The sequence below is a fragment of the Klebsiella sp. 7-CIP_Kleb. genome, from assembly GCF_050378655.1.
Lineage (GTDB): Bacteria > Pseudomonadota > Gammaproteobacteria > Enterobacterales > Enterobacteriaceae > Klebsiella > Klebsiella quasipneumoniae.
Genome location: NZ_JBNRLJ010000001.1, coordinates 1,266,683 through 1,290,340, shown reverse-complemented (window position 1 = coordinate 1,290,340; position 23,658 = coordinate 1,266,683). Strand labels below are relative to the sequence as shown.

At 57.5% G+C, this 23,658-nt stretch carries 15 protein-coding genes; 9 read left to right on the top strand and 6 right to left on the bottom strand.

From position 1 onward, the window contains the following. Nucleotides 1–203 precede the first annotated feature (203 nt). Both glpT and glpQ read left to right on the top strand, forming a co-directional pair. A complete protein-coding gene (glpT, locus tag ACQUTI_RS06255; protein WP_023318769.1) occupies nucleotides 204–1,550 on the top strand; it encodes a glycerol-3-phosphate transporter in 1,347 nt (448 codons plus the stop codon). A gap of 9 nt (nucleotides 1,551–1,559) precedes the next feature. Next, nucleotides 1,560–2,630 carry a glycerophosphodiester phosphodiesterase gene (gene glpQ, locus ACQUTI_RS06250; protein WP_023318768.1) on the top strand — a complete coding sequence of 357 codons (1,071 nt, stop codon included), beginning with the start codon at nucleotides 1,560–1,562 and terminating at the stop codon, nucleotides 2,628–2,630. 463 nt (nucleotides 2,631–3,093) lie between these two features. Here the strand turns inward: glpQ and yfaE are convergent, their stop codons facing one another. The 4 genes from yfaE to ubiG all read right to left on the bottom strand — a co-directional run bounded on the left by yfaE (nucleotide 3,094) and on the right by ubiG (nucleotide 7,938). Then, nucleotides 3,094–3,348, bottom strand: a complete 255-nt coding sequence (yfaE, locus tag ACQUTI_RS06245; protein WP_004201692.1) for a class I ribonucleotide reductase maintenance protein YfaE — start codon at nucleotides 3,346–3,348, stop codon at nucleotides 3,094–3,096. Next, nucleotides 3,348–4,478, bottom strand: coding sequence for a class Ia ribonucleoside-diphosphate reductase subunit beta (gene nrdB, locus ACQUTI_RS06240; RefSeq protein ID WP_004140835.1), 1,131 nt, complete (start codon nucleotides 4,476–4,478; stop codon nucleotides 3,348–3,350). Before nrdB ends, yfaE begins: the two co-directional genes overlap by 1 nt. Before the next feature lie 101 nt (nucleotides 4,479–4,579). After that, the gene (nrdA, locus tag ACQUTI_RS06235) at nucleotides 4,580–6,865 is read right to left on the bottom strand and encodes a class 1a ribonucleoside-diphosphate reductase subunit alpha (RefSeq protein WP_428923222.1); all 2,286 of its coding nucleotides are present in this window, start codon (nucleotides 6,863–6,865) and stop codon (nucleotides 4,580–4,582) included. 344 nt (nucleotides 6,866–7,209) lie between these two features. Beyond that, complete coding sequence (gene ubiG / locus ACQUTI_RS06230) at nucleotides 7,210–7,938, bottom strand: bifunctional 2-polyprenyl-6-hydroxyphenol methylase/3-demethylubiquinol 3-O-methyltransferase UbiG (protein WP_117129848.1); 729 nt, start codon at nucleotides 7,936–7,938, stop codon at nucleotides 7,210–7,212. 146 nt (nucleotides 7,939–8,084) lie between these two features. Between ubiG and gyrA the strand changes: the two genes are divergently transcribed. Both gyrA and rcsC read left to right on the top strand, forming a co-directional pair. Continuing rightward, nucleotides 8,085–10,718: a DNA topoisomerase (ATP-hydrolyzing) subunit A gene (gyrA, locus tag ACQUTI_RS06225; protein WP_004201688.1), complete on the top strand. Its 2,634-nt coding sequence runs from the start codon at nucleotides 8,085–8,087 to the stop codon at nucleotides 10,716–10,718. A 131-nt stretch (nucleotides 10,719–10,849) separates the two neighbouring features. Continuing rightward, on the top strand, nucleotides 10,850–13,690 hold the full coding sequence (gene rcsC / locus ACQUTI_RS06220; RefSeq protein WP_064150954.1) for a two-component system sensor histidine kinase RcsC: 2,841 nt from the start codon (nucleotides 10,850–10,852) through the stop codon (nucleotides 13,688–13,690). 45 nt (nucleotides 13,691–13,735) lie between these two features. Here rcsC and rcsB read toward each other — a convergent pair whose 3' ends face one another. Beyond that, nucleotides 13,736–14,386, bottom strand: coding sequence for a response regulator transcription factor RcsB (gene rcsB, locus ACQUTI_RS06215; protein ID WP_004201684.1), 651 nt, complete (start codon nucleotides 14,384–14,386; stop codon nucleotides 13,736–13,738). A 15-nt stretch (nucleotides 14,387–14,401) separates the two neighbouring features. Then, a complete protein-coding gene (rcsD, locus tag ACQUTI_RS06210) occupies nucleotides 14,402–17,059 on the bottom strand; it encodes a phosphotransferase RcsD (RefSeq protein ID WP_004201683.1) in 2,658 nt (885 codons plus the stop codon). Between the two features lie 772 nt (nucleotides 17,060–17,831). Here rcsD and ACQUTI_RS06205 point away from each other — a divergent pair. The 5 genes from ACQUTI_RS06205 (at nucleotide 17,832) to ACQUTI_RS06185 (ending at nucleotide 23,600) form a co-directional block, all read left to right on the top strand. Continuing rightward, nucleotides 17,832–18,935 (top strand): OmpK36 porin, encoded by a 1,104-nt coding sequence (locus ACQUTI_RS06205; RefSeq protein ID WP_032453553.1) that lies wholly within the window; start codon nucleotides 17,832–17,834, stop codon nucleotides 18,933–18,935. A gap of 103 nt (nucleotides 18,936–19,038) precedes the next feature. Continuing rightward, nucleotides 19,039–20,091 (top strand): FAD:protein FMN transferase ApbE, encoded by a 1,053-nt coding sequence (apbE, locus tag ACQUTI_RS06200; RefSeq protein WP_004201678.1) that lies wholly within the window; start codon nucleotides 19,039–19,041, stop codon nucleotides 20,089–20,091. Between the two features lie 73 nt (nucleotides 20,092–20,164). Next, entirely contained in the window at nucleotides 20,165–21,229 is a 1,065-nt protein-coding gene (gene ada, locus ACQUTI_RS06195) for a bifunctional DNA-binding transcriptional regulator/O6-methylguanine-DNA methyltransferase Ada (RefSeq protein WP_064189624.1), read from the top strand. Beyond that, on the top strand, nucleotides 21,229–21,882 hold the full coding sequence (alkB, locus tag ACQUTI_RS06190) for a DNA oxidative demethylase AlkB (RefSeq protein ID WP_032456416.1): 654 nt from the start codon (nucleotides 21,229–21,231) through the stop codon (nucleotides 21,880–21,882). The genes ada and alkB overlap by 1 nt, the downstream gene beginning before the upstream one ends. 74 nt (nucleotides 21,883–21,956) lie before the next feature. Continuing rightward, the gene (locus tag ACQUTI_RS06185) at nucleotides 21,957–23,600 is read left to right on the top strand and encodes a multidrug ABC transporter permease/ATP-binding protein (RefSeq protein ID WP_064189625.1); all 1,644 of its coding nucleotides are present in this window, start codon (nucleotides 21,957–21,959) and stop codon (nucleotides 23,598–23,600) included. Nucleotides 23,601–23,658 lie beyond the last annotated feature (58 nt).

Below are 23,658 nucleotides of genomic sequence, written 5' to 3'. Positions count from 1 at the left end.
ATATTCGCGCGTTATTTGAGCGTGTTATGTGATTTCGTGCTCACATTGGAACCTTTTGTCATATTTCTGTAACAAATTGTGCGATGTTTCACAGTATCAGTTCTACGTATTGCCTACCATCGCGGCCAGATTCGAAGTTAGTGATTAATCTGGGATTGTTGTCGTGACGTTAGTAAAAAACAGCAAGGGCCACGGAGGCTGATATGTTAAGTATTTTTAAACCCGCCGCGCATAAAGCGCGTTTGCCAGCCGCGGAGATCGACCCGCTCTATCGTCGGTTACGCTGGCAGATTTTTATCGGCATCTTCTTTGGTTATGCCGCTTACTATCTGGTTCGTAAGAACTTTGCCCTGGCGATGCCCTATCTTATCGAGCAGGGTTTCTCCCGCGGCGACCTCGGTTTCGCCCTTTCCGGCATCTCCATTGCCTACGGATTTTCGAAATTCATCATGGGATCGGTCTCTGACCGTTCGAATCCGCGCATTTTCCTGCCGGCGGGGCTGATCCTCGCCGCGCTGGTGATGCTGGTGATGGGCTTCGTACCGTGGGCCACCTCGAGCATCATGATCATGTTCGTGCTGCTGTTCCTCTGCGGCTGGTTCCAGGGGATGGGCTGGCCGCCGTGCGGCCGTACCATGGTCCACTGGTGGTCGCAGAAAGAGCGTGGCGGAATTGTTTCAGTGTGGAACTGCGCGCATAACGTCGGCGGCGGGATCCCGCCGCTGTTGTTCCTGTTGGGTATGGCCTGGTTTAACGACTGGCACGCGGCGCTCTATATGCCGGCGTTCGCCGCTATCCTGCTGGCGATTTTCGCCTTTGCGATGATGCGCGATACTCCGCAATCCTGCGGCCTGCCGCCAATCGAAGAGTATAAAAACGACTATCCGGATGACTATAGCGAAAAGCACGAAGAAGAGCTGACGGCGAAGCAGATCTTTATGCAGTACATTCTGCCGAACAAGCTGCTGTGGTACATCGCGGTCGCCAACGTCTTCGTTTATCTGCTGCGCTACGGCATTCTCGACTGGTCGCCGACCTACCTGAAAGAGGTGAAGCACTTCGCGCTGGATAAATCCTCCTGGGCCTACTTCCTGTACGAGTATGCCGGGATCCCGGGCACCCTGCTGTGCGGCTGGATGTCGGATAAGGTGTTTAAAGGCAACCGCGGCGCCACCGGCGTGTTCTTTATGACCCTGGTGACCATCGCTACCATCGTGTACTGGCTGAACCCGGCGGGTAACCCGGGCGTGGATATGGCCTGTATGATTATTATCGGCTTCCTGATCTACGGCCCGGTGATGCTGATTGGTCTGCATGCGCTGGAGTTGGCGCCGAAGAAAGCTGCCGGCACTGCGGCAGGCTTCACCGGTCTGTTCGGTTACCTCGGCGGCTCCGTGGCCGCGAGCGCCATCGTCGGCTACACCGTCGATTTCTTCGGCTGGGACGGCGGCTTTATGGTGATGATCGGCGGCAGCGTGCTGGCGGTCGTCCTGCTGGTTATCGTGATGCTCGGTGAACGCCGCCATCATCAACAGCTGAAACAAGCCTAAGGAGCGGCGATGAACATGAAACTCACCGCGCTAATGAGCGGCATGATGTTGGCCAGTTCGGCGCTGTGCTTCAGCGCGACAGCGGCGGATAAACTTGTCATCGCCCACCGGGGCGCCAGCGGTTATCTGCCTGAGCATACCCTGCCGGCGAAAGCGATGGCTTACGCGCAGGGGGCGGATTACCTTGAGCAAGACCTGGTGATGACCAAAGACGACCGGCTGGTGGTGTTGCACGACCATTATCTCGACCGGGTGACCGACGTCGCTCAGCGCTTCCCGCAGCGGGCGCGTCAAGATGGCCGTTTCTATGCCATCGACTTTACCCTGGCCGAGATTAAGTCGCTGAAGTTTACCGAAGGCTTTGAGCCGAAAGATGGCAAGAACGTGCAAACCTACCCCGGGCGTTTCCCGATGGGCAAATCCGATTTCCGCATTCATACCTTTGAAGAGGAGATTGAGTTTGTCCAGGGACTGAACCATTCCACCGGCAAAAACATCGGTATTTACCCGGAAATCAAAGCGCCGTGGTTCCACCATCAGGAAGGCAAAGATATTGCCGCCAGCACCCTGAAAGTGCTGAAAGAGTATGGCTACACCAGCAAGCAGGATAAGGTCTATCTGCAGTGCTTTGACGCCAACGAGCTGAAGCGCATTAAAAATGAGCTGGAGCCGAAGATGGGCATGGATCTTAATCTGGTGCAGCTCATCGCCTATACCGACTGGAATGAAACCCAGCAGAAACAGGCCGATGGCCAATGGGTGAACTACAGCTATGACTGGATGTTCAAGCCGGGGGCCATGGCGCAGATTGCACAATACGCCGACGGCATTGGTCCGGATTACCATATGCTGGTGGCGGAAGGCTCAAAGCCGGGGGCGGTGAAGTTGACGGCGATGGTGAAAGAGGCGCACGCCAGCCATCTGCAGGTGCATCCGTACACCGTGCGCGCGGATCAGTTGCCGGAGTACGCGACTAACGTTAATCAGCTCTATGACCTGCTGTATAACCAGGCGGGCGTCGACGGCTTGTTTACCGATTTCCCGGATAAAGCGGTGCAGTTCCTGGACGCTAAACGCTAAAAAGCCGGGTGGCGGTTGCGCCTTACCCGGCGTACGAACTGCGGTTTTGTTGACACGGTTCTCGGCGTGCAACGATTTCGACCCGGGAATAACGTTTGTTCTATGATATTTCCTGGAAGATGGCGCTCCCGATATTTCTTCTGCGTTATGCCTTTCATAGCGCAGGGAGCGCACAGGGGGAGGCCAGTCGCCGCCTCCCCCTGTACCCCCGGGCTCCGGCCAGCAAAATCGCCGCTGCGTGGTACCTTCGACTTATCCCTGCAGGCTTCGGATCGGGCCGAGGCAGCGTCCATGCAAAACACGGCCCTCAGCCCGCATCCATGCGGGCTGCCCCGGCCTTCCGGGAACGTCTCAGCGATTTTGAGGCCGTCAACACCGGCAGTTTCAGTAGCCCAGGGCGGCAGTGCGTAAACGGCCGGTCCTGGAACAGTAGGTCAGGTAAGCGTAGCGCCACCTGACAAGACTACATCTCGATCTCAATATCGCCTTTCGCCCGGCAGCAGCAGGGCAAAATCTCGCCCGGCTGGATAAAGGCCAGCGGCTCGGTCAGCCAGTCAACCTGGCCGGAGACCAGACGGGTGCGGCAGGAGCCGCAATAGCCTGCGCGGCATTGATACTCGACGTCGATATTATGCGATTCAAGAGCAGCCAACAGGGAAGGGTGTTCATCCTGACACTCAAGGCGAGTGTCAGAGATTTTCAAGAAGATCCGCTTCATTACAGCTGGAAGTTGCTCAGATCGTCGGCATCGACTTCAGAGTCGATCTGGCCGACCAGGTAAGAGCTGACCTCTACTTCCTGCGGCGCCACCTGAACGTTGTCGGAGACCAGCCAGGTGTTGATCCACGGGATCGGGTTGGAGCGGGTCTGGAACGGCAGATCAAGGCCCACCGCCTGCATGCGGATATTGGTGATGTACTCGACGTACTGGCAGAGAATATCTTTGTTCAGGCCAATCATCGAGCCGTCGCGGAACAGGTAGTCCGCCCACTCTTTCTCCTGCTGGGCCGCCAGCACGAACAGATCATAGCACTCCTGTTTGCACTCTTCGGCGATTTCCGCCATTTCCGGATCGTCGCTGCCGGAGCGCAGCAGGTTCAGCATATGTTGAGTGCCGGTCAGGTGCAGCGCTTCATCGCGGGCGATCAGGCGGATAATTTTGGCGTTGCCTTCCATCAGTTTGCGCTCGGCGAAAGCGAAGGAGCAGGCGAAGCTGACGTAGAAGCGGATCGCTTCCAGGGCGTTAACGCTCATCAGGCACAGATAGAGTTTCTTTTTCAGCTCGCGCAGATTGACGGTCACGGTCTTGCCGTTGACGGTGTGGGTGCCTTCGCCCAGCAGGTGCCAGTAGCTGGTCATCTCGATCAGCGAATCGTAATAGTGGGAGATCCCCTCGGCACGCTTCTGGATCTGCTCGTTGGTGACGATATCGTCGAACACGGTCGCCGGATCGTTGACGATGTTGCGGATGATATGGGTGTACGAGCGTGAGTGAATGGTCTCAGAGAAGGCCCAGGTTTCCACCCAGGTCTCCAGCTCCGGGATGGAGATCAGCGGCAGCAGAGCAACGTTCGGGCTGCGGCCCTGGATGGAGTCGAGCAGCGTCTGGTACTTCAGGTTGCTGATGAAAATGTGTTTTTCATGTTCCGGCAGCGCCTGGTAGTCGATGCGATCGCGGGAAACGTCAACCTCTTCCGGGCGCCAGAAGAAGGAGAGCTGCTTTTCAATCAGCTTTTCAAAGATGTCGTATTTTTGCTGATCGTAGCGGGCCACGTTAACCGGCTGGCCAAAAAACATTGGCTCAAGCAACTGATCGTTTTTCGTCTGTGAAAAAGTGGTGTATGCCATTGAAGTGAGTCCTGTTGAACTGTATTGCCCGGCGGGAATGGGTTGGCCGGGCCTACAAAATCGTAGGCCGGGTAAGCGTAGCGCCACCCGGCAAAAATACCTTAGATCTTACAAGCGCCGCTTTCGCAGCCGTCGTCCTGAATGGACGGGGCCAGGTCATCCTGAGCGTCTTCAGCGCCATCACGGGTGTTGTGATAGTACAGCGTTTTGACGCCGAATTTATAGGCGTTGAGCAGGTCTTTCAGCAACTGCTGCATCGGCACTTTTCCGGAAGGGAAGCGCGTCGGATCGTAGTTGGTATTCGCAGAGATCGACTGGTCGATAAACTTCTGCATGATACCCACCAGCTGCAGGTAGCCGTCGTTGTTCGGCATTTCCCACAGCAGCTCGTAGGCGTTCTGCAGGTTTTCGTAGTCCGGCACCACCTGGCGCAGGATCCCATCCTTCGAGGCTTTGATACTCACGTGACCGCGCGGCGGCTCGATGCCATTGGTGGCGTTGGAGATCTGCGACGAGGTCTCGGACGGCATCAGCGCGGAGAGCGTAGAGTTGCGCAGGCCGTGGGTTTTAATGGACTCGCGAAGCGCTTCCCAGTCGTAGTGCAGGGATTCGCTGACGATGCTGTCCAGGTCTTTTTTGTAGGTATCGATCGGCAGGATACCCTGCGCATAGGTGGTTTCGTTGAACCACGGGCAGGCACCCTGTTCGATAGCCAGCTCGTTGGAGGCCTTCAGCAGATAGTACTGAATCGCTTCGAACGTTTTGTGGGTCAGGTTGTTGGCGCTGCCGTCGGAGTAGCGTTTGCCATGCTTCGCCAGATAGTAAGCGAAGTTGATCACGCCGATGCCCAGCGTACGGCGGCCCATTGCGCCGCGTTTGGCGGCCGGGATGGGGTAATCCTGATAGTCCAGCAGCGCGTCCAGGGCACGCACCGCCAGCACCGCCAGCTCTTCCAGCTCGTCGAGGCTGTCGATAGCCCCGAGGTTGAAGGCCGACAGGGTGCACAGCGCGATTTCGCCGTTTTCGTCGTTGACGTCTTCCAGCGGTTTAGTCGGCAGAGCGATCTCCAGGCACAGGTTAGACTGGCGCACCGGGGCGACCACCGGATCGAACGGGCTGTGGGTGTTGCAGTGGTCGACGTTCTGGATGTAGATGCGGCCGGTGGAGGCGCGCTCCTGCATCATCAGCGAGAACAGCTCAACCGCTTTAATGCGCTGCTTGCGAATGCTGTCGTCCTGCTCGTACTGGGTGTACAGGCGCTCAAACTCGTCCTGATCGGCGAAGAAGGCGTCATACAGGCCCGGGACGTCGGAAGGGCTGAACAGGGTAATGTCGCCGCCCTTCAGCAGACGGGTGTACATCAGCTTATTGATCTGCACCCCGTAGTCCATGTGACGAACGCGGTTGGCGTCGGTACCGCGGTTGTTTTTCAGCACCAACAGGCTTTCCACTTCCAGATGCCACATTGGGTAGAAGAGGGTCGCCGCGCCGCCGCGAACGCCGCCCTGCGAGCAGGACTTCACCGCAGTCTGGAAATGTTTGTAGAACGGAATGCAGCCGGTGTGGAAGGCTTCGCCGCCGCGGATCGGGCTGCCCAGCGCGCGAATGCGGCCGGCGTTGATGCCGATGCCGGCGCGCTGGGAAACGTATTTCACAATCGCGCTGGAGGTGGCGTTGATGGAATCCAGGCTGTCGCCGCACTCGATCAGCACGCAGGAGCTGAACTGACGGGTCGGGGTACGCACGCCGGACATGATCGGCGTCGGCAGCGAGATTTTAAAGGTCGACACCGCGTCGTAGAAACGCTTGATGTAGTCCAGACGCGTTTTGCGCGGGTAGTTAGAGAACAGGCAGGCAGCCACCAGAATATAAAGGAACTGCGCGCTCTCATAAATTTCGCCGGTGACGCGGTTCTGTACCAGATACTTGCCTTCCAGCTGCTTCACGGCAGCATAGGAGAAGTTCATGTCGCGCCAGTGGTCGAGGAAACCGTCCATCTGCTGGAACTCTTCTTCCGTGTAGTCTTCCAGCAGATGATGATCGTATTTACCCTTCTCGACCATCTTCACCACGTGATCGTAAAGCGCCGGCGGCTCAAACTGGCCGAAGGCTTTTTTACGCAAGTGGAAGATCGCCAGACGCGCGGCGAGGTACTGGTAATCCGGCGCCTCGCGGGAGATCAGGTCCGCAGCGGCTTTAATAATGGTTTCGTGGATGTCCGCGGTTTTAATGCCGTCATAGAACTGGATATGCGAGCGCAGCTCTACCTGGGAAATCGAAACGTTATTCAGTCCTTCTGCCGCCCAATCCAGTACGCGATGGATTTTGTCGAGATTGATGCGCTCGGTGGTCCCGTCGCGCTTTGTCACCAGCAGACTCTGATTCATGTGGATTTTACCTGTCCGTGAAAGAAAATATCCCCCGTTTATCCACAGAAGGCCGTTGTGACTAACTCTGTGGATAAATACTATATGTAGGGGGTTGTCGATAAAAGGAACGCTATATGGTGAGTATTTTAGTAAGGAATCTTTTGAGTACAAGGGTTGATTTTGACGTTAAATTGAGGTTGCGGAAGGGTAATAATCCGCAAGTCCACGTCGCATAAGGCCTGGAGAAGAAGTCAATAAAACAGAAAAAAAAATGAAAATTTGATCGAGTGCTGATTTCTTCATCGGAAGAAATAATCACGCGGCTTGATGCCGCGCAATCATCATAAGCGCAGCTGCTGACGTCACGCTTTTTTGGCGCTGGTATGCAACATATAGTTAACATCAACCCCCGGCGCCAACTTGAAGGTGTTGGTCAACGGATTGTAATGCAGACCGATGATATGCTGATCTTTCAGAGTAGTCTGATCTACCCAGCCCAGCAGTTCGGCCGGCTTGATAAACTTTTTCACATCATGGGTGCCTTTGGGCACCATCTTCATGACATATTCCGCGCCGACCACCGCCATCAGCCACGCTTTACCGTTGCGGTTGATGGTGGAGAAGAAGACCTGACCGCCAGGCTTCACCAGCCGCGCGCAGGCGTGGACTACCGACTGTGGGTCAGGGACGTGCTCCAGCATTTCCATGCAGGTGACGACATCGTATTGCTGCGCGTGGTTCGCGGCATGTTCCTCAACCGTTTCCTGAACATATTCCACCTGAATACCGCTCTCCAGGGCGTGCAGTTTCGCCACCTGCAGCGGCTCTGCGCCCATGTCCAGTCCGGTAACCGTCGCGCCTTCGCGCGCCATACTCTCGGCGAGGATGCCGCCGCCGCAGCCGACATCGAGGACTTTTTTACCGAACAGGCCGCCTGAGCGTTCGGCGATATAGCCCAGCCGCAGGGGATTAATGCGGTGGAGCGGTTTGAACTCGCCCTCCAGATCCCACCAGCGCGAGGCGACGGCTTCGAATTTGGCGATTTCAGCATGATCGACGTTAGGGGCTACCGACGTTTTTTCGGCATTCATGGGCGCTTTTACTCCTTTTCTGTTCAGACCTGGGAGTATATCAGCAGCGCGCCATGAATAAACCGTATTGCTTTACCTCTCTTAGCGCGGCTGTGTTATAATTTGCGACCTTTGAATCCGGGATACAGTAGAGGGATAGCGGTTAGATGAGCGACCTTGCGAGAGAAATTACACCGGTCAACATTGAGGAAGAGCTTAAGAACTCTTATCTGGATTATGCGATGTCGGTCATTGTTGGCCGTGCGCTGCCGGATGTCCGAGATGGCCTGAAGCCGGTACACCGTCGCGTACTTTACGCCATGAACGTATTGGGCAATGACTGGAACAAAGCCTATAAAAAATCAGCCCGTGTCGTTGGTGACGTAATCGGTAAATACCACCCGCACGGCGACTCCGCGGTATACGACACCATCGTCCGTATGGCGCAGCCGTTCTCGCTGCGTTACATGCTGGTGGACGGCCAGGGTAACTTTGGTTCCATCGACGGCGACTCCGCCGCGGCGATGCGTTATACCGAAATTCGTCTGGCGAAAATCGCTCATGAGCTGATGGCCGATCTTGAAAAAGAGACGGTCGATTTCGTTGACAACTATGACGGTACGGAGCGTATTCCGGACGTCATGCCGACCAAAATTCCTAACCTGCTGGTAAACGGCGCCTCCGGGATCGCCGTCGGGATGGCCACCAACATACCGCCGCATAACCTGACGGAAGTGATCAACGGCTGTCTGGCCTATGTCGACGACGAAGACATCAGCATTGAAGGGCTGATGGCGCATATTCCTGGCCCTGATTTCCCGACCGCCGCCATTATCAACGGCCGTCGCGGCATTGAAGAGGCCTACCGCACCGGTCGCGGTAAAGTCTACATCCGCGCGCGCGCGGAAGTGGAAGTGGACGCCAAATCCGGCCGCGAAACCATCATCGTGCATGAAATTCCTTATCAGGTGAACAAAGCGCGCCTGATTGAGAAAATCGCCGAGCTGGTAAAAGAAAAACGCGTGGAAGGCATCAGCGCGCTGCGTGATGAGTCTGATAAAGACGGGATGCGCATCGTGATTGAAGTGAAGCGCGACGCGGTAGGGGAAGTGGTGCTCAACAACCTCTATTCCCAGACCCAGCTGCAGGTCTCCTTCGGTATCAACATGGTTGCGCTGCACCATGGCCAGCCGAAGATCATGAACCTGAAAGACATCATCGCCGCCTTCGTGCGCCACCGCCGCGAAGTGGTGACCCGTCGTACGATTTTCGAACTGCGCAAAGCGCGCGACCGGGCGCATATCCTCGAAGCGCTGGCCGTGGCGCTGGCCAACATCGACCCGATTATCGAACTGATCCGTCGCGCGCCGACCCCGGCTGAAGCGAAAGCGGCGCTGGTTGCCCAGGCGTGGGATCTCGGTAATGTCGCGGCGATGCTGGAACGTGCCGGTGATGACGCCGCGCGTCCGGAATGGCTGGAGCCAGAGTTCGGCGTGCGCGAGGGTAAATACTACCTGACCGAGCAGCAGGCTCAGGCGATTCTGGATCTGCGTCTGCAGAAATTGACCGGCCTTGAGCATGAAAAACTGCTCGACGAATATAAAGAGCTGCTGGAACAGATCGCGGAACTGCTGCACATCCTCGGCAGCGCCGACCGTCTGATGGAAGTGATTCGCGAAGAGCTGGAGCTGATCCGCGACCAGTTCGGCGACGAACGTCGTACCGAAATCACCGCCAACAGCGCTGATATCAACATCGAAGATCTGATCAACCAGGAAGACGTGGTGGTCACCCTGTCGCATCAGGGCTATGTGAAGTATCAGCCGTTGACCGACTACGAAGCACAGCGTCGTGGCGGTAAAGGCAAATCGGCAGCGCGCATTAAAGAAGAAGACTTTATTGACCGCCTGCTGGTGGCCAACACCCATGACACTATCCTCTGCTTCTCAAGCCGCGGTCGTCTGTACTGGATGAAGGTCTATCAGCTGCCGGAAGCCAGCCGCGGCGCGCGCGGTCGTCCGATCGTCAACCTGCTGCCGCTGGAAGCCGATGAGCGTATCACCGCTATCCTGCCGGTCCGCGAGTACGAAGAGGGCGTTAACGTCTTTATGGCCACCGCCAGCGGTACCGTGAAGAAAACCGCGCTGACCGAGTTCAGCCGTCCGCGTTCCGCTGGCATCATCGCGGTGAACCTGAACGAAGGCGATGAGCTGATCGGCGTCGATCTGACCTCTGGTCAGGACGAAGTGATGCTGTTCTCCGCGGCCGGCAAGGTCGTGCGCTTCAAAGAAGATGCCGTTCGCGCCATGGGCCGTACCGCCACCGGCGTACGCGGCATTAAGCTGGCGGAAAACGACAGCGTCGTCTCGCTGATTATTCCGCGCGGCGAAGGCGCGATCCTGACGGTGACGCAAAACGGTTACGGTAAACGTACCGCCGCGGCTGAGTATCCGACCAAGTCGCGTGCCACCCAGGGCGTTATCTCGATCAAAGTCACCGAGCGTAACGGTTCCGTGGTCGGCGCCGTACAGGTGGATGATTGCGATCAGATCATGATGATCACCGACGCCGGGACGCTGGTGCGTACCCGCGTTTCCGAAGTGAGCATCGTGGGCCGTAACACCCAGGGCGTGATCCTCATCCGCACCGCGGAAGATGAAAACGTGGTGGGTCTGCAGCGCGTCGCTGAGCCGGTAGACGACGAAGAACTGGACGCCATCGACGGTAGCGCGGCGGAAGGCGATGATGATATCGCCCCGGAAGCAGATACCGATGACGACATCGCCGAAGACGAAGAGTAATCGTCCCAGGTAAATGTTCTGAAAGGGCCGGGTATTCTCCCGGCCCTTTTTGCATTAACATTGCGGCAAAGCCGGTTTACCGCTACTTTAACCCCATTCTGTTGAGTCCCTGACGGCCGAGCATCGCCACATTGAAATATCTTGCCTCTTTCCACACAACCCTGAAGGTTTCACGTTATCTGTTCAGAGCGCTGGCGGTATTGCTGTGGCTGCTGATTGCGTTTGTCTCTGTGTTTTATATCGTCAACGCGCTACACGAGCGGGAAGCCGAGATCCATCAGGAGCTCAATCTCAATGCCGATCAGGCCCAGCGCTACATTCAGCGTACGGCGGACGTGATTAAAGAGCTCAAGTATGTCGCCGGTAACCGGCTGTCGGCAGGGGATGCGGTAGCGCAAGGGCAAAGCGGCGATATTGCGATCCCCAGCTTTGAACCCCTGTATCCTGACTCCGACTGCAGCGCAATGAGTAGTGCATGGCGTAATTCGCTCCAATCGCTGGCGTGGTTTATGCGCTACTGGCGGGATAATTTTACCGCCGCCTACGACCTTAACCGCATCTTTCTCATCGGCAGCGATAATCTCTGTATGGCCAACTTTGGCCTGAGGGACGTGCCGATTGAGCGCGATCAGGCGCTGAAAGTCCTGCATCAACGCATTGAGCAATACCGCAATGCGCCGCAAAACGAGCGCGGCAACAACCTGTTCTGGATAAGTCAGGGCGTGCGCCCCGGGGTGGGCTACTTTTACGCCCTGACGCCGATCTATATGGCCAATCGCCTGCAGGCGATGCTCGGCGTGGAGCAGACCATCCGCATGGAAAGCTTCTTTACGCCGGGCAGCCTGCCGATGAGCGTGACGATCTTCGACGATAACGGCCAGCCGCTGATCTCGCTGGCCGGCGCGGAAGGCAAAGTCCAGAGCGAAGCGAAGTGGATGCAGGAGCGAATGTGGTTTGGCTACAGCACGGGTTTCCGCGAGCTGGTGCTGAAGAAAAGCCTCGCGCCGTCCTCCCTGAGCATCGTCTATTCCGTCTCGGTAGACCAGGTGCTGGAGCGGATCCGCATGCTGATCATCAACGCCATCGTTCTCAATATCCTCAGCGGCGCGATGCTGTTTGCGCTGGCGCGGATGTATGAGCGGCGCATTTTTATCCCGGCGGAAAATGACGCTCAACGGCTGGAAGAGCATGAGCAGTTCAACCGCAAAATCGTGGCCTCCGCCCCGGTGGGGATCTGTATTCTGCGCACCCTCGACGGGACCAACATTCTCAGTAACGAGCTGGCGCACAACTATCTGAACATGCTGACCCACGAGGACCGCCAGCGGCTGACGCAGATTATCTGCGGCCAGCAGGTCAACTTTGTCGATGTGCTGACCAGCAACCATACCAACCTGCAGATTAGCTTTGTCCACTCGCGCTATCGCAATGAAAACGTGGCGATTTGCGTGCTGGTGGACGTTTCCGCCCGCGTGAAGATGGAGGAGTCGCTGCAGGAGATGGCCCAGGCGGCGGAGCAGGCCAGCCAGTCGAAATCGATGTTCCTTGCCACCGTCAGCCATGAGCTGCGTACCCCGCTGTATGGCATCATCGGTAACCTCGATCTGCTGCAGACTAAAGCCTTGCCGAAAGGCGTCGATCGCCTGGTGACGGCGATGAACAACTCCTCGAGCCTGCTGCTGAAAATCATCAGCGATATTCTCGATTTCTCCAAAATCGAGTCCGAGCAGTTGAAGATCGAGCCGCGGGAATTTTCCCCGCGCGAGGTCATGAACCATATCTCCGCCAACTATCTGCCGCTGGTGGTGCGCAAGCAGCTGGGTCTGTACTGCTTTATCGAACCGGACGTTCCGGAACAGATGTCCGGCGACCCGATGCGTCTGCAGCAGGTGATCTCAAACCTGCTGAGCAATGCGATCAAGTTCACCGACACCGGCTGCATTATCCTCCACGTTCAGTGCGCGGGAGATTATCTGCAGATTAGCGTCCGCGACACCGGGGAGGGGATCCCGGCGAAAGAGGTATTGCGCCTCTTCGACCCTTTCTTCCAGGTGGGGACCGGCGTGCAGCGCAACTTCCAGGGCACCGGCCTTGGCCTGGCGATCTGCGAAAAACTGATCAGCATGATGGATGGCGATATCGCCGTGGAAACGGAGCCGGGAATGGGCAGCCGCTTTACCATCCGCATCCCGCTGTATGGCGTGCAGAACACGCTGCAGGTGACGGCGGACGGTTTCGCTGGCAAGACCTGCTGGCTGGCCATCCACAACACCTCGTTGGCGATGTTCGTCACCTCGCTGCTCAGCTATCACGGCCTGACGGTACGCCGCCATGCCGGAGAAACCCCGGACGCCGAGGATGTCTTACTCACTGACGATGAAGCGCTGAGCGGCTGGCAGGGAAGGGCGATGGTCATCTTCTGCCGTCGTCATATCGGTATTCCGCAGGAGCGGGCCGCCGGCGAGTGGCTGCATAGCGTGACGACGCCGCATGAACTGCTGCCGCTGTTGGGACGTATTTTCCACGTCGCGCTGGCCAGTGTGGAGAATAGCCGGGCGCTGATGGCGCCGGAGGCGCAGGTCGGCAATAACGACGACATGATGATTCTCGTGGTCGACGATCATCCGATCAACCGCCGCCTGCTGGCGGATCAGTTGGGATCGCTCGGCTACCAGTGCGTGACCGCCAACGACGGGGTCGACGCGCTCAACGTCCTCAGCAAGCAGCACATCGATATTGTGCTCAGCGACGTCAACATGCCTAATATGGATGGTTATCGTCTGACGCAGCGCATTCGTCAGCTTGGCCTGACGCTGCCAGTGATTGGCGTAACGGCCAATGCCCTGGCGGAAGAGAAGCAGCGCTGTCTGGAATCGGGGATGGACAGCTGTCTGTCCAAGCCGGTGACGCTTGACGTGCTGAAGCAAACGCTGACGGTATATGCGGCGCGGGTACGTAAAGGGCGGGAATAATGGGGAGCTCCGTCTCGCCGGGGCGAGACGGAGAGCGCGTCGGGATTACTCTTTGTCCGTCGAGCTCAGCGAGACGGAGGAGAGGTAGTTCAGCAGGGCGATGTCGTTTTCGACGCCCAGCTTCATCATCGCCGACTTTTTCTGGCTACTGATGGTTTTGATGCTGCGGTTCAGCTTTTTGGCGATCTCGGTCACCAGGAAGCCTTCGGCGAACAGACGCAGCACTTCGCTCTCTTTCGGCGACAGGCGTTTATCGCCATAGCCGCTGGCGCTGATTTTTTCCAGCAGACGAGAGACGCTTTCCGGGGTGAATTTCTTCCCTTTCTGCAGCGCGGCCAGCGCTTTAGGCAGATCGGTCGGCGCCCCCTGCTTGAGGACGATCCCTTCGATATCCAGATCCAGCACCGCGCTGAGGATCGCCGGGTTATTGTTCATGGTCAGAACAATGATCGACAAATCCGGGAAGTGGCGCTTGATGTATTTGATCAGCGTGATCCCGTCGCCGTATTTATCACCGGGCATGGACAGATCGGTGATCAGCACATGGGCGTCCAGCTTCGGAAGATTGTTGATAAGGGCCGTGGAGTCTTCAAACTCGCCAACGACGTTCACCCACTCAATTTGCTCAAGTGACTTACGAATACCGAACAGTACGATCGGATGGTCATCGGCAATAATTACGTTCATAGTGTTCATGTATAAGGCTACCTTCTACAGCAAGCTCTTGACGTAAGCGTCAATGTCGCTGATATATTTTTCTATGCCTTGCGCATCCTTTTCGCGAATCAGATGCTCAAGCGTTTCACATAACTGCTTGCCGGGTATCAGATTAAGCATAGCAAATGCCCCTTTGAGGCGGTGGGCGGTTTGCGCCAGAGCAGCAAAATCACCCGCTTCGTTTTCAGTATACAATCTCTGAACATCATCCGGTACCGTATCGGCAAACAGTGCGTAATAGCCGCTGGCATGGAGTTCGGCGTTACTCTCGTTTCCTGAGGTGGCGGGTTGAACCGCCTCCTCCGCCAGCTGCTGCTCAATAAGCTGCAGGATAGCCTCCTGCATCGCCGTGCTAATATTAAAGTTGACCCGCAGTTGGCCCGGGCCGATTTTGCGTATCCCAACCTCATCATCGCTTAAAAGCAAGCCCGAAGCAGTAAGATTAGACGGATTATCCGTTAAATACAGATCGAACGCTTGACTTGTCGCTCGATCGTCCGGCGTGATGCAGGACGCTCCCCAGCTCTCCAGCTGGCGGGTGACAATCCGCCGTACTTCGCTGGAGGTCACATCCAGCAGGACGATAACGTCATCCAGCAGATGTTCTCCCGCCTCTGGCGCCTCTTCGCTGGCCGGCATTTTCAGATGCAGGCTATAGCGAGTCCCCAGCGACTCCCGCGCTTTGATGGTCAACTGCCCGCCCAGCTTGCGCGTCATACGGTCACATAACCAGAAGGTAAGGGCGTTCGCTTTGCCGTACAGATCGCTCTGAGTCTCATTGAGATACGGGAAGTGCATATTGTCGATCTCGTTTGCCGAGACCCCGTTGCCAGTATCCAGTATGCGGAAGGTCAGGCGATCGCTGGCCGACTCTTCCTGGCAGACGTCGAGGGTGATCTTGCCGATAGGCGTGGTGGTGATGGAATACTGGATCAGCAGTACCAGCGTGCGCCGCAGGGCTTCACGGTCGCCATAGCGTTGCTCGCCGGCAGGCAGCGCGTTATTGATAAGCAACTGCAGACCCTTGCGCTTCATCGCCGGCAGCACCTCCGGTACGACGTCGTCGATCAGCTCCTGCACCGAGAACAGCGACTGGCTGGTTTTCCAGGCATCGCTTTCCAGCAGGTTGGCGAGCTGAATATCATCGATCAGTTTGACCAGCTCATCGGCATGCTGCGCCAGCGTCCGGCTCTCCGCGCCGTCGAGCGCCGCTGCCTCAGCCGCCAGGTTAAGGGCTGGCTGCTTCAGGGCGCTGCCGATATGCCGCATAAAGGTCGTCCGGCCCTGCTGGTTTTTCTCATACAAGCGCTGGGCCTGTTTGAGCTTTTTATTGACCAGCACTTCGCGGTCCTGGTCTCGGATAATCAGGATCTGCGTGCGAGGCGCGACCTGGCTGCGATACTGGCGGATCTCATACTGTTCGTTGTTGACGGTGGCCTGGATCACCCCCTGATGCTGGTCCGCCATGTTAGTGATGTTCTGCAGATTCAGGTGCGGAAGCAGATGGTCGGCAATCGGGTTGCTGATCACCGTTCGGTTGGCTTCCTGATCGTGGACCAGCAGCCCCAGCGGCAGCAAAGAAACAATTTCTTCATTAAGGGCGCGCAGTAAACGCAGTTCGCTATTGGCGGCGGAGGGGAGCCCGGCGCCCGAGGTGCTGCTGCGACCTTTATAATTCCGGAAGGTCGTGAAACCGAACAGCGCCAGCGCCAGCAGGCCAATGTTAAGCAGCAGCGGCAGAAGAATGTTTTGCAGGGATTCCAGCAGCATGGTGCTCATCGGTACCGTCCACACTAACTGCATACCGGTGGTGCTGATGTCGGTGGCGATGTCAATCTGCATGCCGTTGAAGGTGATCCCGATATGATCGCTAGCCTCTTTCTCGGGGCTGGCGGCCACATTTTGCGTGGGATCAGGCTCGATACGAAAGCTATCCAGCGCCATGCCCGGCGGGATCAGATCGTTAATCGGCAGGTCGAAGGCGACCACCGTTGCCAGGTGTCCTGGCTGATTGAAGGTAGTACGTAACGTGAAGTAGTGCGCGTTCTGCCAGGCAAGATGGCGCAGCGGCGAGAAGGTCTCGCGCTCATCAAGGGTATTGGCCTGCAGCAGCATTTCCGCGCGCCGGGATTCCACCACGCTGCTGATCGTTGACTCTTTAAAGCTTGAGGAGAGGTCCTTCAACGGCAGGGTGGAGATAAGGATCAGGCTATTGTCCAGCCCATTGAGATAGTACATCGACCACGGAATGGTCTCCGCGCCCCACAAAATATCGAGATAATCGGACATTTTCTGCGTCATCTCGAGGGTCGAACTGTCGTGGGAGCCAAAGATCAGGGCTTCGGTTTTACGCCGGGGCTTCTCCAGATAGTACACGTCCTGCTTTAAACGCGTCTCCTGCAGACCGCCGCTGGCGGTGTTGGCGGAGGTGGCGGCGATATTGTCGTAGATCTGCCAGGTGGCATAGCGCCAGGTATCAATGCGTTGGTGCAGGGCATGGGAGACATCAACTACCTGATAGCTCTTCTCTTTCAGCCAGGCATTGACGGCGCTTTGAATCATCACCCCCATCGTCGCCAGCAGGACAATAACCATCAAAATGAAGAAGCGGCTGATGTTGCCGGGGATCAGAGAGAATTTTTTCGGGGTCATCTTGTGGCTGAACGACTCATCATTGTTTGTAAACAGGATGTAGCGCCAGAGTAACTGGCAACAAAGCAGATGCTGCAGGCAGTATAAAGGCTAATGGCGTAAATCCATACTACAGATTGGTGCCAGCGGCGCGATACCGCCCAGGAATTATCTTAGAAACGAAGCGTAAATGAAACCGCGTCCGCAAGACTGACCAGTGACGATATTGACAGAAACAAAAGCCAGGAATCGCACGAAATAACAAGACATTGGCAGAATAAGCGCAAAAGACGGCCTAATTGATTGATTAATAGTCGTTAGGGAATCATTGGCTGTAGCACAGGTAAATTAAAGTTGTGTAAAGAAGGGTAAAAAAAACCGGATGCGAGGCATCCGGTTGAAATAGGGGTAAACAGACATTCAGAACTGAATGACGGTAATAAATAAAGTTAATGATGATAGCGACTGTTATTTTAGTCACCGATGATCATTTTGTTTTACCATTCAGTGCTATAGGCTTGGTTTTGTATATCATGTTGATTTTAAATGGCTAAATAATTTTTTTGATTATTAGTGCGTATTTCCCTGGCCATTTTGGGGTAAAAAAAAGTTCCGCCATATTTACAAATTGAAACATCTTGTGGGAACTTTGAAACATCTTAGAAGTTTTAGTATCATATTCTTGTTGGATTATTCTGCATTTTGCAGCACAATGAAATAGCCGACTGATTAGAAGGGTAATCAGTAAGCAGTGGCATAATAAAAGGCATATAACAAACAGAGGGTTAATAACATGAAAGTTAAAGTACTGTCCCTCCTGGTACCGGCTCTGCTGGTAGCAGGCGCAGCAAATGCGGCTGAAATTTATAACAAAGACGGCAACAAATTAGACCTGTACGGTAAAATTGACGGTCTGCACTACTTCTCTGACGACAAGAGCGTCGACGGCGACCAGACCTACATGCGTGTAGGCGTGAAAGGCGAAACCCAGATCAACGACCAGCTGACCGGTTACGGCCAGTGGGAATACAACGTTCAGGCGAACAACACTGAAAGCTCCAGCGATCAGGCATGGACTCGTCTGGCATTCGCAGGCCTGAAATTTGGCGACGCGGGCTCTTTCGACTACGGTCGTAACTACGGCGTAGTATACGACGTAACGTCCTGGACCGACGTTCTGCCGGAATTCGGCGGCGACACCTACGGTTCTGACAACTTCCTGCAGTCCCGTGCTAACGGCGTTGCAACCTACCGTAACTCTGACTTCTTCGGTCTGGTTGACGGCCTGAACTTTGCTCTGCAGTACCAGGGTAAAAACGGCAGCCCGAGCGGTGAAGGCGCTCTGTCTCCGACCAACAACGGTCGTACCGCTCTGAAACAGAACGGCGACGGTTACGGTACCTCTCTGACCTATGACATCTTTGATGGCATCAGTGCTGGTTTCGCATACTCTAACTCCAAACGTCTTGGCGACCAGAACAGCAAGCTGGCACTGGGTCGTGGCGACAACGCTGAAACCTACACCGGCGGTCTGAAATACGACGCGAACAACATCTACCTGGCCACTCAGTACACCCAGACCTACAACGCGACCCGCGCTGGTTCTCTGGGCTTTGCTAACAAAGCGCAGAACTTCGAAGTGGTTGCTCAGTACCAGTTCGACTTCGGTCTGCGTCCGTCCGTGGCTTACCTGCAGTCTAAAGGTAAGGATCTGGAAGGCTACGGCGACCAGGACATCCTGAAATATGTTGACGTTGGCGCGACCTACTACTTCAACAAAAACATGTCCACCTATGTTGACTACAAAATCAACCTGCTGGACGACAACAGCTTCACCCGCAACGCCGGTATCTCTACCGACGACGTGGTTGCACTGGGCCTGGTTTACCAGTTCTAAGTCGCAAGCTGCAAAACAAAAAGGCGCCTCCGGCGCCTTTTTTTATGTCTGGTTTAACCTCGCTGGTATACTCTTGTCGCCCTGGTAAGAGGAGCCTCGATTAATGGATATGACTTTCTTTCGCGCCGCGCTGTTGGGCGCCTGCGTACTCTTCTCTGGCTGCGATTCAGCCACCACTCCCGCGACACCCGCCTCAACGGCCACCGTGCTGGATGGTAAAACAATGGGCACCTTCTGGCGGGTCAGCGTTATCGGCGTGGATGAGGCAAAGGCCCAGGCGCTGCGCGCCAAGGTTCAGGCCCAGCTGGACGCCGACGATCGCCTGCTGTCGACCTGGAAAAACGACTCGGCGCTGATGCGTTTCAACCACGCGACGGATACCCGGCCCTGGCCGGTGAGCGAAGCGATGGCGGATATCGTCACCCTGTCGCTGCGGATTGGCGCCAAAACGCATGGCGCGATGGATATCACCGTCGGGCCGCTGGTCAATCTGTGGGGCTTTGGCCCGGATAAACAGCCGGTCGCCACTCCGGATGCGCAGGCGATCGCCGCGGCGAAAGCGCGCACCGGCCTGCAGCATCTGCAGGTTATCAATCAGAGCGGCAGGCAGTTCCTGCAAAAAGATATTCCCGATCTGTTTGTCGACCTCTCCACCGTGGGGGAAGGCTATGCCGCCGACCACCTTGCGCGCTTGATGGAGCAGGAGGGGATCTCCCGCTATCTGGTGTCGGTGGGCGGGGCGCTGGTGAGCCGCGGGATGAACGGCGAAGGCAAGCCCTGGCGGGTGGCGATCCAGAAACCGACCGACCGGGAAAACGCCGTTCAGGCGATTGTCGACATCAATGGTCACGGCATCAGCACCTCCGGCAGCTATCGCAACTACTATGAACTCGATGGCAAACGTATCTCGCACGTCATCGATCCGCAGACCGGGCAGCCGATAACCCATAAGCTGGTCTCCGTGACCGTCATTGCGCCAACGGCGCTGGAGGCGGACGGCTGGGATACCGGGCTGATGGTGCTGGGGCCGGAAAAAGCGCAGCAGGTGGTGCGCGAGCAGGGCCTGGCGGTCTACATGATCGTCAAAGAGGGGGAGGGCTTTAAAACCTGGATGTCGCCGCAGTTCCGTACCTTTCTCGTCGGCGAAAAAAATTAAAAAGCAAGATTGCGGGTTTTTTGCTGCGGGCTTTACCGCAGACTGAGGATACACTTACAGCAGGAGACCCGTGATGAAATCGATAGTTGCCGATACCGATGACCGCCGCTGGCAGGCGGTCTGCGAGCGTGATACCCGGGCCGATGGTCAGTTCGTCTTTGCGGTACTGACCACCGGCGTCTGCTGCCGTCCCTCCTGCCGCTCGCGGCGCGCGCGGCGGGAAAACGTGCGCTTTTTTGCCGACGTCGCTGCTGCCGTGACGGCGGGATTCCGCCCCTGCAAACGCTGCCAGCCGGATAAAGACTATCCGCAGCAGCAAAGGATCGACAAGGTGGCGCAGGCCTGTCGGCTGCTGGAGCAGGAGGCGCCCCTGACCCTCGAGGCGCTGGCGCGCGAGCTGGCGGTCAGCCCGTTTCATTTCCACCGTTTATTCAAATCCGTCACCGGCATGACCCCGAAAGCCTGGCAGCAGGCGTGGCGCGCGCGACGCCTTCGGGAGGCGCTGGAGCAGGGGAAACCGGTGACCCGCGCCGCGCTGGCGGCCGGCTTTCCCGACAGCAGCAGCTATTATCGCCAGGCCGATGCCGCATTAGGGATGACCGCCAGCCAGTTTCGCCGCGGCGGCGCCGCCACCGTGGTGACCTGGACGACAGGCGACTGCGCGCTGGGCCGCTGCCTGGTGGCGCAAAGTGAACGCGGCGTCTGCGCTGTGCTGCCGGGTGATAACGATGCTGCATTGCTCGACGACCTGCGCCAGCGCTTTCCCCACGCCGAGCTGCGTCAGGGCGACCCTGAGTTTCGTCGTCAGATGGCGGAGATTTTCGCCCACCTCGACGACAGCCGGCGGCCGGTGTCGCTGCCGCTGGATCTGCGGGGCACCGCGTTCCAGCTGCAGGTCTGGCAGGCGCTGCGGCAGATCCCGGCGGGGGAGACCCGCAGCTACCGCCAGGTGGCCGAGCATATTGGCCAGCCGCGGGCGGTAAGAGCCGTGGCCGGCGCCTGCGCGGCGAATTCACTGGCGGTGATCGTTCCCTGCCATCGGGTGGTGCGTGAAGATGGCGCGCTATCCGGTTATCGCTGGGGAACGGCGCGAAAAGCGCAGCTGCTGGCGCGCGAGGCGCAACGAGAGGAGGAGTAATGCTCGATCTGTTTAGCGATACCCCACCGTGGCAGGAGCCGCTGGCCCCCGGCGCGGTGGTGCTTCGCCGCTTTGCCCGCGAGCGTGCCCCAGGGCTGCTGCAGGCGATTGCCGACGTCGCCCGCCAGTCGCCGTTTCGCCAGATGGTCACGCCGGGCGGGTACACCATGTCGGTGGCGATGACCAACTGCGGCCGGCTGGGCTGGACCACCGATCGCCACGGCTACCTCTACGCCCCGATCGATCCGGTCACCCGTCATACCTGGCCGCCGATGCCGGCCGTGTTCCATGAACTGGCGCTGGCGGCAGCCGCGGCCGGCGGCTATCCGGGCTTTTCCCCCGACGCCTGTCTGATTAACCGCTACCAGCCCGGCGCAAAGCTGTCGTTGCATCAGGATAAAGATGAACAGGATCTACGGGCGCCGATCGTCTCGGTCTCCCTGGGCCTGCCGGCCATCTTTCAGTTTGGCGGGTTGCAGCGCAGCGACCCGCTGCGGCGGCTGTTGCTGGAGCATGGCGATGTGGTGGTCTGGGGCGGGGAGTCGCGCCTGTTTTATCATGGCGTTCAGCCGCTGAAAGCGGGCCATCATCCCGAGACCGGCGACTGTCGATATAACCTCACCTTTCGGCAGGCGGGCCGTCCCGGCGATTAAAATAAGAATTATTCTTGATGTCACCGGCGAGCCGTTTAAACTGCTGGCTGTTTTGCTTTTCCGGATAGCCTGTTATGGAACTTCTTTCTCTCGTCTGGCGCCAGTATCGCTGGCCGTTTCTGGGCGTTATTGCCCTTAGCCTGCTCAGCGCCGCGCTGGGTATCGGCTTAATCGCTTTTATTAACATGCGCCTGATCGCCACTGTCGATACCTCGCTGCGGGTGCTGCCGGAATTTCTTGGCCTGCTGGGGCTGTTAATGGCGGTAACGCTGGGCTCGCAGCTGGCGCTGACCACCCTCGGCCACCATTTTGTTTTTCGCCTGCGCGGCGAGTTTGTGAAACGCATCCTCGATACCCAGATTGAACAGGTGGAGAAGATCGGCAGCGCGTCGCTGCTTGCCGGGCTGACCAGCGATATCCGCAATATTACCATCGCCTTTGTACGCCTCCCTGAGCTGGTGCAGGGGATCATTCTCACCTTCGGCTCCGCCGCTTATCTGGCCTGGCTGTCAGGAAAAATGATGCTGGTGACGGCCCTGTGGATGGCGCTCACCATCTGGGGCGGCTTTGTGCTGGTGTCGCGGGTGTACAAACATATGGCCAGCCTGCGCGAAACGGAAGATAAGCTCTATCACGACTACCAGACGGTGCTGGAAGGGCGCAAAGAGCTGACCCTCAACCGCGAGCGCGCGGAGTATGTGTTTAATCAGCTCTATCTCCCGGACGCCCGCGACTACCGGCACCACATCGTTCGCGCCGATACCTTTCATCTCAGCGCGGTCAACTGGTCGAATATTATGATGCTTGGCGCCATCGGGCTGGTGTTCTGGATGGCCAACAGCCTCGGCTGGGCCGATACCGCCGTGGCGGCGACCTACTCCCTGACGCTGCTGTTTTTGCGCACGCCGCTGCTCTCCGCCGTCGGCGCGCTGCCCACGCTGCTTAGCGCCCAGGTGGCGTTCAACAAGCTGCGCCAGTTCTCGCTCGCCCCTTACCGGGCGGATTTCCCCCGGCCGCAGCCGCAGGCTGACTGGCAGACGCTGGAGCTGCGCGATGTCACTTTCCATTATCCGGACCATCGCTTTGCGGTAGGGCCGCTTAATCTGACGCTAAAACGCGGCGAACTGGTGTTTCTGATCGGCGGCAACGGCAGCGGCAAATCAACCCTGGCGATGCTCCTGACCGGCCTGTATCAGCCGGTTTCCGGTCAGATTCTGGTGGATGGCCAGCCGCTGGCGGCGGATAAACCGGAGGCGTACCGCAAACTGTTCTCCGCGGTGTTTACTGACGTCTGGTTGTTCGACCGTCTGCTCGGGCCGCAGGGCGAGGAGGCCGATCCGGCGCTGGTGGCAACGTGGCTGGAGCGTCTGCAAATGGCCCACAAGCTGCAGCTGGAAAACGGTAAGATCGGCGACCTGCGGCTGTCGAAAGGGCAGAAGAAGCGCGTGGCGCTCCTGCTGGCGCTGGCCGAGTCCCGGGATATCATTCTGCTGGATGAATGGGCAGCGGATCAGGATCCGCATTTCCGCCGCGAGTTCTACCAGGTCCTGCTGCCGCTGATGAAGCAGATGGGGAAAACCGTGTTTGCCATCAGCCATGACGATCACTACTTCCAGCACGCCGATCGCCTGCTGGAGATGCGTGCCGGGCAGCTGTCCGAGCTCACTGGCGAAGAGCGGGCGCAGGCCTCCCGCGATGCGGTGGCCCGCACGGCCTGATTCACGCTGCGCGCCCGGGGAAAGCCGGGCGCCGCTGAAATTTTCAGCGTCTACAGTG

Bases quoted from the DNA above. Each gene is read 5' to 3' on its own strand.
- rcsD (WP_004201683.1), bottom strand. From the start codon at position 17,059: ATGACCCCGAAAAAATTCTCTCTGATCCCCGGCAACATCAGCCGCTTC.
- yfaE (WP_004201692.1), bottom strand. From the start codon at position 3,348: ATGAAGCGGATCTTCTTGAAAATCTCTGACACTCGCCTTGAGTGTCAG.
- glpQ (WP_023318768.1), top strand. From the start codon at position 1,560: ATGAACATGAAACTCACCGCGCTAATGAGCGGCATGATGTTGGCCAGT.
- rcsB (WP_004201684.1), bottom strand. From the start codon at position 14,386: ATGAACACTATGAACGTAATTATTGCCGATGACCATCCGATCGTACTG.
- nrdA (WP_428923222.1), bottom strand. From the start codon at position 6,865: ATGAATCAGAGTCTGCTGGTGACAAAGCGCGACGGGACCACCGAGCGC.
- glpT (WP_023318769.1), top strand. From the start codon at position 204: ATGTTAAGTATTTTTAAACCCGCCGCGCATAAAGCGCGTTTGCCAGCC.
- gyrA (WP_004201688.1), top strand. From the start codon at position 8,085: ATGAGCGACCTTGCGAGAGAAATTACACCGGTCAACATTGAGGAAGAG.
- nrdB (WP_004140835.1), bottom strand. From the start codon at position 4,478: ATGGCATACACCACTTTTTCACAGACGAAAAACGATCAGTTGCTTGAG.
- apbE (WP_004201678.1), top strand. From the start codon at position 19,039: ATGGATATGACTTTCTTTCGCGCCGCGCTGTTGGGCGCCTGCGTACTC.
- ACQUTI_RS06205 (WP_032453553.1), top strand. From the start codon at position 17,832: ATGAAAGTTAAAGTACTGTCCCTCCTGGTACCGGCTCTGCTGGTAGCA.
- ACQUTI_RS06185 (WP_064189625.1), top strand. From the start codon at position 21,957: ATGGAACTTCTTTCTCTCGTCTGGCGCCAGTATCGCTGGCCGTTTCTG.
- ubiG (WP_117129848.1), bottom strand. From the start codon at position 7,938: ATGAATGCCGAAAAAACGTCGGTAGCCCCTAACGTCGATCATGCTGAA.
- alkB (WP_032456416.1), top strand. From the start codon at position 21,229: ATGCTCGATCTGTTTAGCGATACCCCACCGTGGCAGGAGCCGCTGGCC.
- ada (WP_064189624.1), top strand. From the start codon at position 20,165: ATGAAATCGATAGTTGCCGATACCGATGACCGCCGCTGGCAGGCGGTC.